The 14,156-nt window shown below is 72.7% G+C and carries 16 protein-coding genes and 2 pseudogenes; 8 read left to right on the top strand and 10 right to left on the bottom strand.

Annotated features, from left to right (window positions below; translation table 11 throughout):
* On the bottom strand, positions 1-253 hold a 253-nt coding region (locus ABD207_RS24305), incomplete at its 3' end, for an IS3 family transposase (protein WP_344015237.1).
* Between the two features lie 166 nt (positions 254-419).
* A pseudogene (locus ABD207_RS32180) lies at positions 420-581 on the bottom strand (transposase); the annotation flags it as partial.
* 222 nt (positions 582-803) lie between these two features.
* Here ABD207_RS32180 and ABD207_RS24300 point away from each other — a divergent pair.
* Positions 804-1,054 (top strand): annotated as a pseudogene (locus tag ABD207_RS24300) (IS630 family transposase); the annotation flags it as partial.
* An 18-nt stretch (positions 1,055-1,072) separates the two neighbouring features.
* Here the strand turns inward: ABD207_RS24300 and ABD207_RS24295 are convergent.
* On the bottom strand, positions 1,073-1,738 hold the full coding sequence (locus ABD207_RS24295) for a hypothetical protein (RefSeq protein ID WP_344015236.1): 666 nt from the start codon (positions 1,736-1,738) through the stop codon (positions 1,073-1,075).
* Between the two features lie 260 nt (positions 1,739-1,998).
* Between ABD207_RS24295 and ABD207_RS24290 the strand changes: the two genes are divergently transcribed.
* Positions 1,999-2,277: a hypothetical protein gene (locus tag ABD207_RS24290; RefSeq protein ID WP_344015235.1), complete on the top strand. Its 279-nt coding sequence runs from the start codon at positions 1,999-2,001 to the stop codon at positions 2,275-2,277.
* Positions 2,278-2,572: 295 nt separating this feature from the next.
* Here the strand turns inward: ABD207_RS24290 and ABD207_RS24285 are convergent, their stop codons facing one another.
* Positions 2,573-3,151: a Uma2 family endonuclease gene (locus ABD207_RS24285; protein ID WP_344015234.1), complete on the bottom strand. Its 579-nt coding sequence runs from the start codon at positions 3,149-3,151 to the stop codon at positions 2,573-2,575.
* 174 nt (positions 3,152-3,325) lie between these two features.
* On the opposite strand from ABD207_RS24285, the gene ABD207_RS24280 reads away from it, so the two are divergent.
* The 4 genes from ABD207_RS24280 (at position 3,326) to eda (ending at position 6,284) form a co-directional block, all read left to right on the top strand.
* Positions 3,326-4,123 carry a MerR family transcriptional regulator gene (locus ABD207_RS24280; RefSeq protein ID WP_344015232.1) on the top strand — a complete coding sequence of 266 codons (798 nt, stop codon included), beginning with the start codon at positions 3,326-3,328 and terminating at the stop codon, positions 4,121-4,123.
* Positions 4,120-4,710, top strand: a complete 591-nt coding sequence (locus ABD207_RS24275) for a hypothetical protein (protein WP_344015231.1) — start codon at positions 4,120-4,122, stop codon at positions 4,708-4,710. Before ABD207_RS24280 ends, ABD207_RS24275 begins: the two co-directional genes overlap by 4 nt.
* A 45-nt stretch (positions 4,711-4,755) precedes the next feature.
* Positions 4,756-5,538 carry a peroxide stress protein YaaA gene (gene yaaA, locus ABD207_RS24270; RefSeq protein ID WP_344015230.1) on the top strand — a complete coding sequence of 261 codons (783 nt, stop codon included), beginning with the start codon at positions 4,756-4,758 and terminating at the stop codon, positions 5,536-5,538.
* Between the two features lie 77 nt (positions 5,539-5,615).
* Positions 5,616-6,284: a bifunctional 4-hydroxy-2-oxoglutarate aldolase/2-dehydro-3-deoxy-phosphogluconate aldolase gene (eda, locus tag ABD207_RS24265; protein WP_344015229.1), complete on the top strand. Its 669-nt coding sequence runs from the start codon at positions 5,616-5,618 to the stop codon at positions 6,282-6,284.
* Here eda and ABD207_RS24260 read toward each other — a convergent pair.
* From ABD207_RS24260 to ABD207_RS24250, 3 genes are read right to left on the bottom strand one after another with little or no spacing between them, the layout of a single operon-like run.
* On the bottom strand, positions 6,270-7,613 hold the full coding sequence (locus ABD207_RS24260) for a bifunctional RNase H/acid phosphatase (protein WP_344015228.1): 1,344 nt from the start codon (positions 7,611-7,613) through the stop codon (positions 6,270-6,272). The two genes, eda and ABD207_RS24260, sit on opposite strands and share 15 nt — an antisense overlap.
* A gap of 13 nt (positions 7,614-7,626) precedes the next feature.
* On the bottom strand, positions 7,627-8,370 hold the full coding sequence (locus ABD207_RS24255; RefSeq protein ID WP_344015241.1) for a zinc ribbon domain-containing protein: 744 nt from the start codon (positions 8,368-8,370) through the stop codon (positions 7,627-7,629).
* Positions 8,367-9,266, bottom strand: a complete 900-nt coding sequence (locus ABD207_RS24250) for a Nif3-like dinuclear metal center hexameric protein (RefSeq protein ID WP_344005984.1) — start codon at positions 9,264-9,266, stop codon at positions 8,367-8,369. The genes ABD207_RS24255 and ABD207_RS24250 overlap by 4 nt, the downstream gene beginning before the upstream one ends.
* 198 nt (positions 9,267-9,464) lie before the next feature.
* On the opposite strand from ABD207_RS24250, the gene ABD207_RS24245 reads away from it, so the two are divergent.
* Positions 9,465-10,724 (top strand): hypothetical protein, encoded by a 1,260-nt coding sequence (locus ABD207_RS24245; RefSeq protein ID WP_344015227.1) that lies wholly within the window; start codon positions 9,465-9,467, stop codon positions 10,722-10,724.
* A 98-nt stretch (positions 10,725-10,822) separates the two neighbouring features.
* On the top strand, positions 10,823-10,990 hold the full coding sequence (locus tag ABD207_RS24240; RefSeq protein ID WP_344015226.1) for a hypothetical protein: 168 nt from the start codon (positions 10,823-10,825) through the stop codon (positions 10,988-10,990).
* A gap of 96 nt (positions 10,991-11,086) precedes the next feature.
* Here ABD207_RS24240 and ABD207_RS24235 read toward each other — a convergent pair whose 3' ends face one another.
* The 3 genes from ABD207_RS24235 to ABD207_RS24225 form a co-directional block, all read right to left on the bottom strand.
* Complete coding sequence (locus ABD207_RS24235; RefSeq protein ID WP_425580804.1) at positions 11,087-12,052, bottom strand: 3-oxoacyl-ACP reductase; 966 nt, start codon at positions 12,050-12,052, stop codon at positions 11,087-11,089.
* A gap of 13 nt (positions 12,053-12,065) precedes the next feature.
* The gene (locus ABD207_RS24230) at positions 12,066-13,142 is read right to left on the bottom strand and encodes a Zn-dependent alcohol dehydrogenase (protein ID WP_344015224.1); all 1,077 of its coding nucleotides are present in this window, start codon (positions 13,140-13,142) and stop codon (positions 12,066-12,068) included.
* Positions 13,143-13,255: 113 nt separating this feature from the next.
* Positions 13,256-14,119: a MaoC/PaaZ C-terminal domain-containing protein gene (locus tag ABD207_RS24225; RefSeq protein WP_344015223.1), complete on the bottom strand. Its 864-nt coding sequence runs from the start codon at positions 14,117-14,119 to the stop codon at positions 13,256-13,258.
* Positions 14,120-14,156 lie beyond the last annotated feature (37 nt).

The raw sequence follows: 14,156 nt of genomic DNA, 5'->3' as shown, positions 1-14,156 counted from the left end.
GCATCAACCGCTGAACGGTGCAGCGTGCCACGAGGACGCCCTCGCGCCGCAGCGCATGGGTGATCCTGCGGACACCGTAGGTGCCGCCGGAGGCGGCATGGACCTGCTCGATCAGCGGCATCAGCTGCTCGTCGCGCAACCGGCGGGCCGACTTCGGCCGCCTCTTGCGCGCGTAGTACGCCGACTCCGACAGCCCCAGCACCCGGAAGGCGAACCCGACCCCGAGACCCTTGTCCTTGAGGTGCTCGATCACTCCCCCACAGGGGGTACCCCCAGCTCGGCCTCGTCCGGGGACGGTCGAGTTCGGCCGCAAAAAACGCGCTCGCGGCCTTCAGAATCTCATTCGCCCGCCTCAACTCCGCGTTCTCCCGGCGGAGCTGCCTCAGCTCTTCCCGCTCGGCGGTGGTCAGCCGGTCGTCGCGTTCACCGGCGTCTGCCTCGGCCTGGCGGACCCAGCTGCGCAGAGCTTCTTTGTGGATGCCCAGGTCCCTGGCGACGTGCGCGATCGGCCGGCCGGTCGTGCCGACCTCCCGGACAGCCCGCTCACGGAGCTCGTCCGGGTATTCACGTGGTGCTGGCACTGCTCGTGGTTCTCCTTCGGGCCAGGATCATAAACCTGGCTTCAGGGACTCCACGAAACCGGGATCAGCTCAGGTGAGCACGCCCGGAGATGGCACTGGCGCGCTTCAGGCTCTCGCCGTCGCCGCCGTCGGGGCGCTGTGGGCATGCCTCCGCGCGCCTCGGTAGACGCGGATGTCGACCAAGGCTTCGTGAACCAGGTCCTCGAACATGAGTCGGCCAGCTTCACCCCGACCTACGCCTCCTGGGCCAACCCGATCGAGGCTCACTCCAGCCCGCTGCGGCAGTTCACCCTCGCCAACTCGCACACCGCAGCCACCCCGCGCAAACCCACGCCCTGCACCGCTACCTGCGCTGGCGCAACGCCAACGCCCACCACCCAGACGTCCTCGCCGCCCAGCGCAAGGAACGCGCCCGCATCCGCAGCGAGAAGGGCATCCGCTGGGGCGGACGCCCACCCGCAGCCGCCGCCTGAACCCGTGAAACTACGCGGTCACAGCACTAGCTGCCGGTCTGTCAGCCGGTGTCCGCCTGCGTCGGTGATGATGAGGTTCCACGCCACGCCGTCACCGTCGTCACCGTCCCACCAGGTCGCGAACGTGTCGGCTAGGCGTCGTGCGGCGCCGGTCGCGTCGGCGGTGGAGTATGTGGTGGACAACTCGACGTCGTACTCGCCTCTGCCGAGGTGAACGAGGGTGACCCGCTCAACATGGCGAGCGGTGTCGGTGGCGCCATTGTCCGTGGCCCAGTCGCGGAAGCGGCCACGCAGGTCGGGCGCGTTCTCGCGACGGGTAATGGGGGTGCTCGGCGGACGGGGAGCGCTGTTACCGGCGCCCTGTTTGCAACCCAGTACCCATGCTCCGCGGTCCCGGGCCACCAGCGCCGACGGCATTGCCGTCAGCGAGCGCCGTACGCACCCACCGTTTACCTCGCGGACGGCCCCTCCTTTGCCACCTTCGTCGTAGAGGCGCTTGCCCGCTATATATCCGGCCTCGAAAGCTGCCGCGTAATCGGGAGCGGATGAAGACGCGGATTCGGTCGTGGTCGGGGCGGACAAGGAGGGCGCCGACGGGTGTGCGGAAGCGGAGGGGGATGTCGAATCGGACGGGCCGGAGCACGCGGCCAGCATCAGGCACAGTCCTGCGGCCAGGGTGAGCATCACGGTCGCCCGTAAGGGCCGGCCGAGCCGGGTGCGAGCGCAGTGCGGTGTCTCCATGCCCAGTCAGATGGTGATCGCGACAGTTTGGTTGCCCATCGCTACGCAAAGCGATCTCTCGCACACGTACGTGATATTCCCCCGCGTGGGCCGCTCCGACGCCCTCCCATCCACCAGCCGAGTCCTCGTCTGCTCCTACTCCGACAGTTACGGAGTCGGACTCCGCCACCCCTCCCGCTCCAACGTCCGCACCATCCTCTCCATTGTCCCCACCGGCCTCCGGCGACGCTGACACGACCATCTCACCCACACCGACGGCCAGCCCCTCGGCGAGCAGCCGCGCAGACGATGACGCCACCGCCCTGGAGCAGTACTGGACCCCCGAGCGCATGGCCGACGCCGTACCCGTCGAGGAGGAGCAGGAACGCACGACGCGGACGTCCAGCAGCGCGCGCAAGGGCGTGCAGACCTCGCCATCGCACTACTTCGAGGGCATCAAGGAAGTCGGCACGTTCTACTGGGACGAGCGCCGGTCCTCATGATCATCTGGCTTCGACACCACAATGATCACGAACCCCCGTGCCTGCTCTGCTGCCCGCCCCTACCGGCTGATCGCCAACCCTCCACGCAATCACGGAACTTGATGGAGCCCTGCGTCTGATCTACACCCGCTATCTGAACCCCCTGCCCACCCCCGCCGCCCTCACCCCGTCCGAGGCCCGCCACATGCTCACCCCCGCACTGCAGGCAGCCCTGGCCCCGAGACCGCCCCGCACGACAGCAGCGACAGGGCGCATCCGCCGAAGCGCACGGGGCTCCTCCGCCCGGCCGTGAGTCTCAGAGGAAGTCGGCGGCCTCCAGTTCGAAGCCGAACGGGTCAGGGAGGGGCAGAGGCTTGCCGAAGGGGCGGGTGCAGAGCTGGCGGTAGTCGGCGTTCTCCGGGTCGCTGAAGAGCGTGACCGAGGAGGCTTCGCGGTCGACGAGGAGGTAGAGGGGAATGCGGCTGCGGGCGTAGCAGCGACGCTTGGCCTCACGGTCGGCCCGCGGCTTGGTGGAAGTCACCTCCAGCACCATGGCGACGCCGTCACAGGGCATCCAGGGGTCGGCACCCCGGTAGAGCCGGAGCTTCCGGGGAGCAAACGTGCCGTCCGGGATCACGTGATCCTCGGGGCAGCCTTCCCCGCTCTGCAACCGCAGCCCCTTGTTGCCGGAGAACTGCATGTCGGACCGGGACTTCCTGACCACCTGGCTCATGATCAGTTCGATGTAGTCCTCGTGGTCCCCGTCCGGCGGCGGTGTCACTACGATCTCCCCCTCGATCAGCTCCGCCCGGAAGCCCTCCGGGGTGTCCAGGGCGAGAAACCCCTCCAGCAGGACGTCCGCCTGGGAGACCGGCTCGTGAGCCATGGCCGTCATGTCACGCCCCTCCTTCGGTCGCTCGCCAGACTGGGGCATCGGCTGATCACCTGTCCGTGACATCGGGAACCGTTCCCTCGATCGTGGCACAGCATCAGGCACGCCGTCGGGCTTCAGCGGGCCGACGAGTCACTCGGTTGACCCTGCCGCAACGTCAACGTTTCTACTGAGGGCATGCGGATCGGAGAGCTGGCTGCTGTGGTCGGGGTGACCACGCGGGCCGTGCGGCACTACCACCACCTGGGGCTGCTGCCGGAGCCGGAGCGGCGGAGCAACGGGTATCGGGACTACACGCTGCGGCACGCGGTGCTGCTGGCACGGATCCGGCGGCTGACCGAGCTGGGGCTAGGGCTCGCCGAGGTGCGGGACGTGCTCGCGGAGGACGCCGGGAAGGACCTCGTCGAGGTGCTGACGGAGCTGGACGAGGATCTGGCCCGGCAGGAGGAGGCGATCCGGGAGCGGCGGACGCGGCTGCGGGCGCTGCTGGAGTCGGAGGGCGAGGTGCAGGCGGAGGGGCCGGTCTCGGCCGAGCTCGCCGCGCTGTTCCGGGACATGGGGGATCTGGGCGGCTCGCCGATGGCCGCCAAGGACCGGGAGATCCTGGCGTTGATCGAGGCCACCGCGCCGGAGGAGGAGCGGGGGCGGCTGGTGGGGGTGCTGACCGGTGCGCTGAGCACGCCGGAGGCGGTGGAGCGGGCGGCGGACGCGTACGCGCTGCTGGATGCGCTCGCCGAGGCCGAGCCGGACGACCCGCGGGTGGAGGAGGCGGCACGGCAGCTGGCCGCGTGTGTGCCCGCGGGGCTGGTGCCGGAGGGGGCGGGGATCACCGGCGAGGAGACGGGCGGGCACGGGAGTTTTCTGCGGGCCTTCTTCGCGGACTTCCCGCCGGCCCAGGCGGAGGCGATCCGGCGCGCGCTGCGGATCGTGCAGGAGGGGCAAGACCAACGAGAAGAAGGGGTGGGTCGGGGATGAGGGTGCTGAGCTCGGCTTGGGGGCTGGTGCGGCATGAGGCGCGGTTGCTGGTGAGTCTGGGGTTGTGGGTGGCGCGGCGGACGCACGGCACCGCGGGCGGGACGGCGTTCGGGTACAGCCGGGGGCAGGGGGCGTTGATGTTCGGCTTCGCCTTCGTGTGCGTGGTCGAGACGGTCGCGATGGTCTACCTGCTGCGGGACTGGCCGGTCGTGGAGCGGGCGGTGTTCGTGCTGGACGTGTACGGCGTCGTGATCGTCGTCGGCGTGCATGCCGCGTGCGTGGTGCGGCCGCATGTGCTGTACCCGGGCGCGCTGCGGGTGCGCCGCGCCGGTCATGTGGATGTGAGGGTGCCGCTGGAGCGGATCGCCTCGGTACGGCGCGAGCTGCGGACCACGCACGAGCGGGCCAAGGGCGAGCTGAATCTGCCGGTGGCCGCGCAGACCACGGTGACGATCGAGCTGAGCGAGCCCGTCACCCATGTCACCCTGCTGGGCCGCCGCAGGCCGGTCCGGGTGCTGCGTCTCCATGCCGACGACTCCACGGCGCTGGTGAGGGCCCTCACGCAGGAGCAGCGCGCGGTCGCCTGAACGGCGGGCCGTACCCTGTCCGGAGCGCTATCCGAAGGAGTACGTGTGCTTGTCCTGCTGCCGCCGTCCGAGGGCAAGGCCGCTTCCGGCCGCGGTGCCCCGCTGAAGCTGGAGTCGCTGTCGCTGCCGGGGCTGAACGAGGCCCGGGAGGCCGTGCTCACCGAGCTGGTGGACCTCTGCTGCGGTGACGAGGACAAGGCGCGGGAGGTGCTCGGCCTGAGCGAGGGGCTGCGGGCCGAGGTCGCGAAGAACGCCGGACTGCGCACCGCCGGCGCCCGGCCCGCCGGGGAGATCTACACCGGCGTGCTGTACGACGCCCTGGACCTGGCCTCGCTGGACACGGCGGCCAAGCGCCGGGCGGGGCGGCAGCTGCTGGTGTTCTCGGGGCTGTGGGGTGCCGTCCGCATCACGGACCGGATCCCCTCCTACCGCTGCTCGATGGGCGTCAAGCTGCCCGGTCTCGGGGCGCTGGGTGCGCACTGGCGTGCGCCGATGGCGGCCGTGCTGCCGGAGGCGGCCGGGGACGGTCTGGTGCTGGATCTGCGGTCGTCCGCGTATGCGGCGGCGTGGAAGCCGAAGGGCGAGCTGGCCGGGCGGACGGCGACGGTACGGGTGCTGCATGCGCCGACCCGGAAGGTGGTCAGCCACTTCAACAAGGCGACCAAGGGGCGGATCGTACGGAGCCTGCTGACGTCCGGTGCCGCGCCGGAGGGTCCGGAGGAGCTGGTGACGGTGCTGCGGGACCTCGGGTTCGTGGTGGAGGCGGAGGCTCCGGGGCGGGGCGGGAAGCCCTGGACGCTGGACGTGCTGGTGGACGATGTTCACTGACAGCCACATAAGAGAGTGCGTTGCATTTTATGCAACGGGCTTTGCGGAGAGTGCAGCGGCGGGGGCAGGATGAGGGCATGAGCTCGCCGCTGCCTGCCTCCGTGCTGGATCTCGCCCCTGTCCTGCCCGTCGTCGTGATCGAGGACGCCGCCGACGCCGTGCCCCTGGCGCGGGCGTTGGTAGCAGGAGGGCTGCCGGCGATCGAGGTGACCCTGCGGACGCCGGCCGCGCCGGCCGCGCTGCGGGCGATCGCCGGTGAGGTGCCGGACGCGGTGGTCGGGGCGGGCACGGTGATCACGCCGGAGCAGGTGCGCGAGGCGGTGGACGCCGGGGCTCGCTTCCTGGTGAGCCCGGGGTGGACGGACCGGCTGCTGGAGGCGATGCGGGGGTCGGGGGTGCCGTTCCTGCCCGGGGTGTCCACGGCCTCGGAGGTGGTGGCGCTGCTGGAGCGCGGGGTACGGGAGATGAAGTTCTTCCCGGCGCAGGCGGCGGGCGGCACGGCGTATCTGAAGTCGCTGGCCGGGCCGCTGCCGCAGGCCCGCTTCTGCCCGACCGGGGGCATCGGGCCGGACTCGGCGCCGGACTACCTCGCGCTGCCCAACGTCGGTTGTGTGGGCGGGAGCTGGATGCTGCCGGCGGACGCGGTGGCGGCACGCGACTGGGCGCGCATCGAGCGGCTCGCCCGCGCCGCGGCAGCTTCGGCCGGCTCGGCGCAGGTGTCCCCGGCGGGCTCAGCGCAGGTGTGAGGTGTCGTTGAACAGCCGCACGCTGGCGTTGCCGTCGGCGTAGTAGGCGATCGCGGAGAGGGAGGCCGCCGAGAGTTCCATGCGGAACAGGGACTCGGGCGGGGCGCCCAGGGCGAGGCGGACGAAGGTCTTGATCGGCGTGACGTGGCTGACCAGCAGCACGGTCCGGCCCGCGTAGGCCGCGACCAGCTTGTCCCGGGTGGCGGCGATACGGGCCGCCGTGGCCGCGAAGCTCTCGCCGCCGCCGGTGGGTTCGGCGTCGGGCGAGGAGAGCCAGGCGTTCAGGTCGTCGGGGTAGCGTTCGCGCACCTCGGCGAAGGTGAGGCCCTCCCAGGCGCCGAAGTCGGTCTCGCGCAGCCCCTCCTCGACGGTGACGTCGAGGCCGAGGCGGGCGGCGACGATGGCGGCGGTCTCCCGGGTACGGGCGAGGGGTGAGCTGACGATCGCCTGGATGGTGCCGCGGCGGGCCAGCGCCGCGGCGGCCCTCTCGGCCTGCTCCCGGCCGATGCCGGAGAGGGAGGGATCGCTGCCGCCGCTGCCGGAGAAGCGCTTCTGGGGCGTGAGCGGTGTCTCGCCGTGGCGCAGCAGTACGAAGGTGGCGGGTGCGCCCATGTCGGCGGGGCCCCAACCGGTGCCGGGTGTGGCGACGGCCTGCGCGGCACGCGCATCGGCGCCGGACTCAGCGGTGGACTTCGCGGCGGGCTCGCGGACTTCGCCGGCCGGACCGGTCCCGGCACCCGCACCCGCACCCGCCTCCACCCCAGCGGCCCCGGCAGCCGCACCCGCCTCCACCGCAGCAGCCCCGGCAGCCGGGCCGGCGTCCACCGCGGCCCCGGCACCCGCGCCGGCCTCCACCCCAGCAGCCCCGGCGCCCGCACCACCGCCGGCACCCTCACGCACCCTGCGATGGATCACCGTCCCCGGAGCCGCCCCGTCCATCGCCTCGTTGGCCAGGCGGTCCGCCTGCTTGTTCTGCTCGCGGGGGATCCACTCCCAGCTCACCCGGTCCGGCGGGAAGACCCGCGCCGCGCGGGTGGCCAGCGGCTTCAGGTCGGGGTGCTTGATCTTCCACCGGCCCGCCATCTGCTCGATGACCAGCTTGGAGTCCATCCGGACGTGGACGACCGCCCCCGGGTCCAGCTCCCGGGCGGCCTCCAGGCCGGCCAGCAGCCCCCGGTACTCGGCGACGTTGTTGGTGGTGACGCCCAGGTACTCGGCGACCTCGACCAGGGTCTGCCCGGTCGCCGCGTCGACGACCACCGCCCCGTAGCCCGCCGGGCCGGGGTTGCCCCGCGCCCCGCCGTCCGCCTCGACGATGAACTCCCGCACCGGCCCTGCGCTCCTACAGCCCCGACTCGGCCGTGCGCACCAGGATGCGGCGGCAGTTCTCGCAGCGCACCACCGCGTCCGGGGCGGCCTGGCGGATCTCGTTCAGCTCGGTGATGGCCAGTTCCTGGCGGCAGCCCTGGCAGGTGCGGGCCTGCAGCTTGGCCGCGCCGATGCCGCCCTGCTGCTCGCGCAGCTTCTCGTACAGCTTGAGCAGGTCGGCGGGGACGGACGCGGCCACGACCTCGCGCTCCTTGGTGACCGAGGCGGCCTCGCCGTCGATCTCCTCCAGCGCGGAGTCCCGGCGTGCGGTGACGTCGTCGATCCGCGACTGGACGGAGGCGACGCGCTCGGTGAGTTCCGCGACCCGCTGCTGGGCGGACTCACGGCGCTCCATCACCTCCAGGACGATGTCCTCGAGGTCGCCCTGCCGCTTGGCGAGGGAGGCGATCTCGTGCTGGAGGTTCTCCAGGTCCTTGGGCGAGGAGACGGCGCCGGAGTCGAGGCGCTGCTGGTCGCGGGCGGCGCGCCGGCGCACCTGGTCCACGTCCTGTTCGGCCTTGGCCTGTTCGCGGGCGCAGTCGCTCTCCTCGGTCTGCGCGGCCACGAGCAGATCGCGCAGCTGGGTGAGGTCCCGGTTCAGCGACTCGAGCTCGGCGTGCTCGGGCAGCGACTTCCGCTTGTGGGCGAGCTGCTGCAGGCGGACGTCGAGGTCCTGGACGTCGAGAAGTCGGATCTGGTCGGCGGGCGCGGCGTTCAGTTGGGGGCTCCAGATGTTTCGGAATCAGCCGGGGCATGACTCCCCGGCGCGGGCGTGGTGGTCGACGGCTGGACGGACGCCGCGTGGGCGGTCCAGGGGTCGGTGACCGTGCGGGAGACCTGGACCCTCAGGTTCCATCCCCGGCGGTCGGAGATCTCGTCGAGCTGGGCGGCGGCCAGCTCGCACCAGGGCCACTCGGTGGCCCAGTGCGCCGCGTCGAGCAGCGCGAGAGGACTGTGGGCGACGGCCTCGGAGGCCGGGTGGTGGCGCAGGTCGGCGGTGAGGAAGGCGTCGACCCCGGCGGCGCGCACCTGGTCGAAGAGGCTGTCGCCGCTGCCGCCGCTGACCGCGAGGGTGCGCACGACGGCCTCGGGGTCGCCGGCCACCCGGATGCCCTGCGCGGTGGCGGGCAGCCGCCGGGCGGCGAGGGCGGCGAGTTCGCGGACGGTCAAGGGGTGGTCGAGTTCGCAGATCCGGCCCAGGCCCCGGCGGCCGGCCGGGTCGGTGGGGTCGGGCACCAGGGGCCGCACCACGCGTACGCCGAGCGCCCCGGCGAGGGCGTCGCTGACGCCCGGGTCGGCGGTGTCGGCGTTGGTGTGGGCGACGTGCAGCGCGATGTCGTTCTTGATCAGCGTGTGCACGACGCGTCCCTTGAAGTGGGACGCGGCGACGGTCGTGGTGCCGCGCAGATAGAGCGGGTGGTGGGTGATCAGCAGGTCCGCGTCCTGCTTCACCGCCTCGTCGGCGATCTCCTGGACCGGGTCGACGGCGATCAGGACCCGCCGGACCTCCTGGTCGGGATCGCCCACGACGGTGCCGACCGCGTCCCAGGACTCGGCCCGCTCGGCGGGCCACAGGTTCTCCAGCGCGGTGATGACTTCTGACAGACGGGGCACGGGAGCAAGGCTACCTGCCCCTTTCCCGCCGCAGTACCTGCACGGGCGGGCCGGCCGGCGCACGCTTCCGGACAGCACATGCGCCCCGGTTTCCTCAGGCGAATCGTTCCTGGAACACCCTTATGTGTGAAGCGGACAGCGGTGGATGCCCCGACTGTGCGTGCGAAAACTACGTTCGTCGCCGGAGGTGACCGAACGATGACGGCTTGTGCGATCGAGCCTTCGACGGGACACGACGATGGGGACGCCGGGGCTGCCGGAGCCGCGCGGGAAGCCGGGGCCGGTACGGACGTCGGGGCCGGGCGGGAGGCCGGGACCGGCGGGGCCGTCGGGGCCGCGCCGCCGGGCTGCAGCATCACCGCGGACGGTGCCTACGCCGCGCGCCTCGCCCGCTCCGGTGACAACCTCTTCCCGGAGCGCTGGACGCTGGACGGCCCCGAGCCGTACGCGGTGCCGCTGGCCGGCAACCAGCCGGAGGAGCCCGGCACCGAGGTGCAGCCGCTGAGCGACGGCCGGGTCCTGATCCACCGGCTGGTGGACGGACGGCACACCTTCTGTCTGCTGTATCCGGCCGGCCCCGGCACCGGGGAGCTGCCGCTGGGAGCGGTGGAGTGCCCGGAGGCCGGCACCCGGGTGTCGCTGCTGCCGCCCGCGCCGTGCGGGGAGCGGGCCTACGCCGTCGCGGTGGGCGTCCGCTCGACGGTCCTGTGGCAGGTGGCGGGCGGCGCCTTCGGGCCCGAGCGGCTCGCCGAGATCCCGGGCCGCTGCTCGGGCGGGGTGTGGCTGGACCGTGCGGGGCGCCTGCTGGCGCTGGACCGGGAGACCGGCGGGCGGACCAAGGCGGTCGTGGTGGACCTGGGGCGCGGCGGTGAGGTGTCGCCGCTGCTGCAGATCGCCGCCGGGAGCGACGACCGGGTGCTGCTGGCGGACCCGGACAGCGGGCTGCTGCTGATCCGCTCGGACGCGCCGTCGCCGGGCAGCGGCCGGCTGGGCTGGGGCGTGCTGGGCAGCACGCTGCCGGTGCGGTTCCCGCGGTGCGTGCGGCTGCCCGGCTGCACGGTCACCCCGTTCGCGATCCAGCCCGGTCAGGTGCTCACCCCGGAGGGCTGTGCGGTGGCCCTGCGCATCGACGGCCCGCTGGGTTCCTGGGTGGGGGTGTGGCGGCCGGGCGAGCGGCAGGTGCACCATCTCCGCGCGCCGGAGGGGTGGTTGACGGGCAGCGGGCTGTGGACGGCGGACGGGGTGCTGCGGCTGCCGTACGCCACGCCGGACGCTCCCTGCGGCGTCGCCTCGGTCCCCGCGCCCGCACCGGAGGAGCGGAGCACGCCCTCCACGGCACCGTCCCAGGACCCGCCCGCCCAGCGCGCGGAAGCGGAGCCGGCCGCACCGGCGGAGCCTTCGGCACCGCGTCCCGTTCCGCTGCAACAGGCCCCTCTGGGACGGGTTGTAACGAAGTAGTGGCGGTCGGCGTGGCCGCCTGGATCCGGGCCGTGGTGGGCCGGTTACACTCACCCGTCTGCAGGAAGATCATGTTTTTACGGGGTGAATTCCTTCCGATGAACGACGCCATCACCAACGAGGCGCCCACCACCGAGAGCGGTCAGATCCCTGCCGGGCGCGGCAAGCACCGGGGCCCGGTCGCCGCGCACGACACGGAGACGACCCCGCGCGGCCGTCACCGCAAGCCGGTGGAGGAGAACGAGCACGCGGAGTCGGCCGCCTGACGTGACGTCAGCGGCTGCTCCGGCACACCACAGCGGCCCCCGTCCGTCGGCCGGCGGACGGGGGCCGTTCCTCGTTCCCTTGCCCAGCGGGGCGGTTCAGCCGCGCCGCAGCCCCAGCACCTCCACCGCCGCGAAGGTCTCGCCCTCCGGCCGGCCCTCGTAGTACGGCGTGAGCAGCGCGTCCAGCTCCTGGTAGCTGAACGTCTCCTGCTTGCTGTCGAACTGCGCGGCCACGCGGGGCCGTTCGACGATGGCCACCATGCCGCCGTGCACCACGAGCAGCTGGCCGTTGATCCGCCCGGCGGCGGGTGAGGCGAGGTAACCGACGAGGGGCGCAACGTGCTCGGGGGCGAGCGGGTCGGTCCCGGAGGAGGGGGCGGCGTTGGCGAAGACGTCCTCGGTCATCCGGGTGCGGGCGCGGGGGCAGATGGCGTTGGTGGTGACGCCGTACTTGGCGAGGGCGTGGGCGGTTGAGGTGGTGAGCCCGACGATCCCGCCCTTGGCGGCCGCGTAGTTGGGCTGACCGGGGGAGCCGGCCAGGAACGCCTCGGAGGAGGTGTTGACGATCCGCCCGTGCACCGGCTCTCCCCCGCCGCGCTTGAACCGCTCCCTGAAGTGGGCGGCGGCGTGCCGGATCGTGTTGAAGTGGCCCTTGAGGTGGACGCGGATCACGGCGTCCCACTCGTCCTCGGTCATGGAGAAGACCATGCGGTCGCGCAGGATGCCCGCATTGTTGACCAGGATGTCGAGCCGCCCGAAGGCGTCGATCGCCGTCCGGACGAGTTCCGCGGCCTGCCGGTGGTCGGCGACGTCGCCGGTGTGGGCGAGCGCGGTGCCGCCGGCGGCCCGGATCTGCTCGGCCACCTCCTCGGCGGGGACGGAGCTGGCCGCTCCGGTGCCGTCGCGGCCCGGCTGCCCGTAGTCGTTGACCACGACGGCCGCGCCGAGCCGGGCGAGTTCCAGCGCCTCGGCCCGGCCCAGTCCGCGTCCGGCGCCGGTGACGATCGCGGTGCGGCCTGCCAGCGGAGTGGAGGACATCGGCGTGGCCATCGGAGTCGCCATCGGAGTCGCCCTCTCACATCTCCACGCAGGTGCGCAGCGCGGTGCCGGTGCGCATCTGGTCCAGGGCCTCGTTGATGTCCGTGAGCGCCACCCGGTGGGTGATCAGGCCGTCGAGGTCGACGCGGCCGGCCCGCCACAGGGCGATGGTCCGCTCGTAGGAGCGCACCACGTCGCCGCCTCCGTAGAGGGACGGCAGGATGCGCTTCTCGTCGAAGAACAGCTCGAACATGTTGAGCTGCAGGTGGTCGTCCATGGCGCCCGCGCCGACCACGACGAGGGTGCCGCCGCGCCGGGTGGTCTCGTAGGCGGTGCGGGCGGTGGCGGAGCGGCCGACGACCTCGAAGACGTAGTCGAAGCCCTCCCCGCCGGTGAGCTGCTGCTTGACGTCGGCCAGCTCCTCGGGGGCGACGGCGCGGGTGGCGCCGAACCGCAGCGCCGCCTCGCGCCGGGTGGACACGGGGTCGACGGCGACGATCTCGGCGGCGCCGCACAGCCGGGCGCCCTGGATCGCGGAGATGCCGACCCCGCCGCAGCCGATGACGGTCACCGACGAACCGGCCGCCACATCGGCGGTGTTGAGGGCGGCGCCGAGCCCGGTGGTGACCCCGCAGCCGATGAGGGCGGCGATGTCGAAGGGCACGTCGTCCGGTACGGGCACCGCGCAGCCGGCGTCGACCACGACCTCCTCGGCGAAGGTGCCGGTGCCGGCGAACCCGAAGACGTCACCGCCGGCCCGCCGGAAGTTGGGCGTGCCGGCGTTCATGAACCCGGCCAGGCACAGCTCGCTCTGCCCGCGCCGGCAGGCCGGGCAGGACCCGCACGGGGGCAGCCAGCAGACGACGACCCGGTCCCCTGCCGAGAGCCCCGTGACCCCCTCACCCACCTCGACGATCTCACCGGCGCCCTCGTGACCGGGCACGAACGGCGCGGGCTGCGGCAGCACCCCGCTCATCGCGGACAGATCCGAGTGGCACAGCCCGGTGGCCCGCACCCGGATCCGCACCTTTCCGGGGCCGAAGCCCACCGCCTCGATGTCGTCGTGGACCTCGAGCTTGTCCTGGCCGGTCTCGTGCAGTACGGCTGCCCGCATGGCGTGGCTCCCCTCGGCTTGGCGATGGAGGCGGAAGAGGCGTGGAGCGGTGAAGGCGTGGACGGCGGTGGTAGAAGGGCAAATGCTCCACCAAGGGCAGATGTGACGGGTTATCAGGAAAGGTCGACGACCGTGTCGGTGAGCACGGGCGCGTCGTCCCGGTCCACCGCGCCCACGGTGACGTGCACCTGGCTGTCGCCCTGCCCCTCCCACATCCGGATCCGCAGCGTCTCGCCGGGGTAGACGACTCCGGCGAAGCGGGTGGTGTACGCGCGGACGCGGGTGACGTCCCCGCCGAGCAGCGTGTCGACGACGGCCTTGAGGGTGATGCCGTAGGTGCACAGCCCGTGCAGGATGGGCCGTTCGAAGCCGGCCTTCCGGGCGAACTCGGGGTCGGCGTGCAGCGGGTTGAAGTCGCCGGAGAGGCGGTACAGCAGCGCCTGGTCGTCACGCACGGTCCGCTCGACGGTCCGGTCCGGCTCCCCGGCGGGCGCCTCGCGCCGTACGCAAGGGCCCCGGTCGCCGCCCCAGCCGCCCTCGCCGCGTACGTAGATCTGGGCGTCGTTGGTCCACAGCGGCCCGTCGGCGTCGGCGACGTCGGTCCGCAGGACGAGGACGGCGGCCTTGCCCTTGTCGTACACGGCGGCGACGCGGTGCGTTGCGGTGGCCCGGCCCTCGGCGGGCAGCGGCCGGTGCAGGGTCAGCGACTGGCCGCCGTGCAGCACGCGGGAGAGCTCGACCTCGACACCCGGCATGGACAGGCCGCCGATGACGCCGGGCTCCCCGCCGCCCGCGACGGTGGCGAAGCTCGGCAGGACGCGCAGCCGGGACTCCAGGGTGTAGCGCAGTTCGCCGGGGTCGGCGGCCGGGGTGCCGGCGCCGATGCCGAGGTGGTAGAGCAGGACGTCCTTGGTTCCCCAGCTGATCTCGCCGGTCCGGGGTTCGGCGGCGAGCGCCTTGGCTGCGTCGATGGGCATGGGACTCCTGATCGCCGGATGCTGAACCGATGCGGAA

This window comes from Streptomyces thermospinosisporus (assembly GCF_039526425.1).
GTDB classification, from domain to species: domain Bacteria; phylum Actinomycetota; class Actinomycetes; order Streptomycetales; family Streptomycetaceae; genus Streptomyces; species Streptomyces thermocarboxydovorans.
Note: the sequence above shows the minus strand (reverse complement) of the source record. Positions and strands in the feature narration are given on the sequence as shown.

Bases quoted from the DNA above. Each gene is read 5' to 3' on its own strand.
- ABD207_RS24245 (WP_344015227.1), top strand. From the start codon at position 9,465: ATGACGGCTTGTGCGATCGAGCCTTCGACGGGACACGACGATGGGGAC.
- ABD207_RS24280 (WP_344015232.1), top strand. From the start codon at position 3,326: ATGCGGATCGGAGAGCTGGCTGCTGTGGTCGGGGTGACCACGCGGGCC.
- ABD207_RS24285 (WP_344015234.1), bottom strand. From the start codon at position 3,151: ATGACGGCCATGGCTCACGAGCCGGTCTCCCAGGCGGACGTCCTGCTG.
- eda (WP_344015229.1), top strand. From the start codon at position 5,616: ATGAGCTCGCCGCTGCCTGCCTCCGTGCTGGATCTCGCCCCTGTCCTG.
- ABD207_RS24230 (WP_344015224.1), bottom strand. From the start codon at position 13,142: ATGCGGGCAGCCGTACTGCACGAGACCGGCCAGGACAAGCTCGAGGTC.
- ABD207_RS24235 (WP_425580804.1), bottom strand. From the start codon at position 12,052: ATGGCGACTCCGATGGCCACGCCGATGTCCTCCACTCCGCTGGCAGGC.
- ABD207_RS24225 (WP_344015223.1), bottom strand. From the start codon at position 14,119: ATGCCCATCGACGCAGCCAAGGCGCTCGCCGCCGAACCCCGGACCGGC.
- ABD207_RS24240 (WP_344015226.1), top strand. From the start codon at position 10,823: ATGAACGACGCCATCACCAACGAGGCGCCCACCACCGAGAGCGGTCAG.
- ABD207_RS24295 (WP_344015236.1), bottom strand. From the start codon at position 1,738: ATGCTCACCCTGGCCGCAGGACTGTGCCTGATGCTGGCCGCGTGCTCC.
- ABD207_RS24275 (WP_344015231.1), top strand. From the start codon at position 4,120: ATGAGGGTGCTGAGCTCGGCTTGGGGGCTGGTGCGGCATGAGGCGCGG.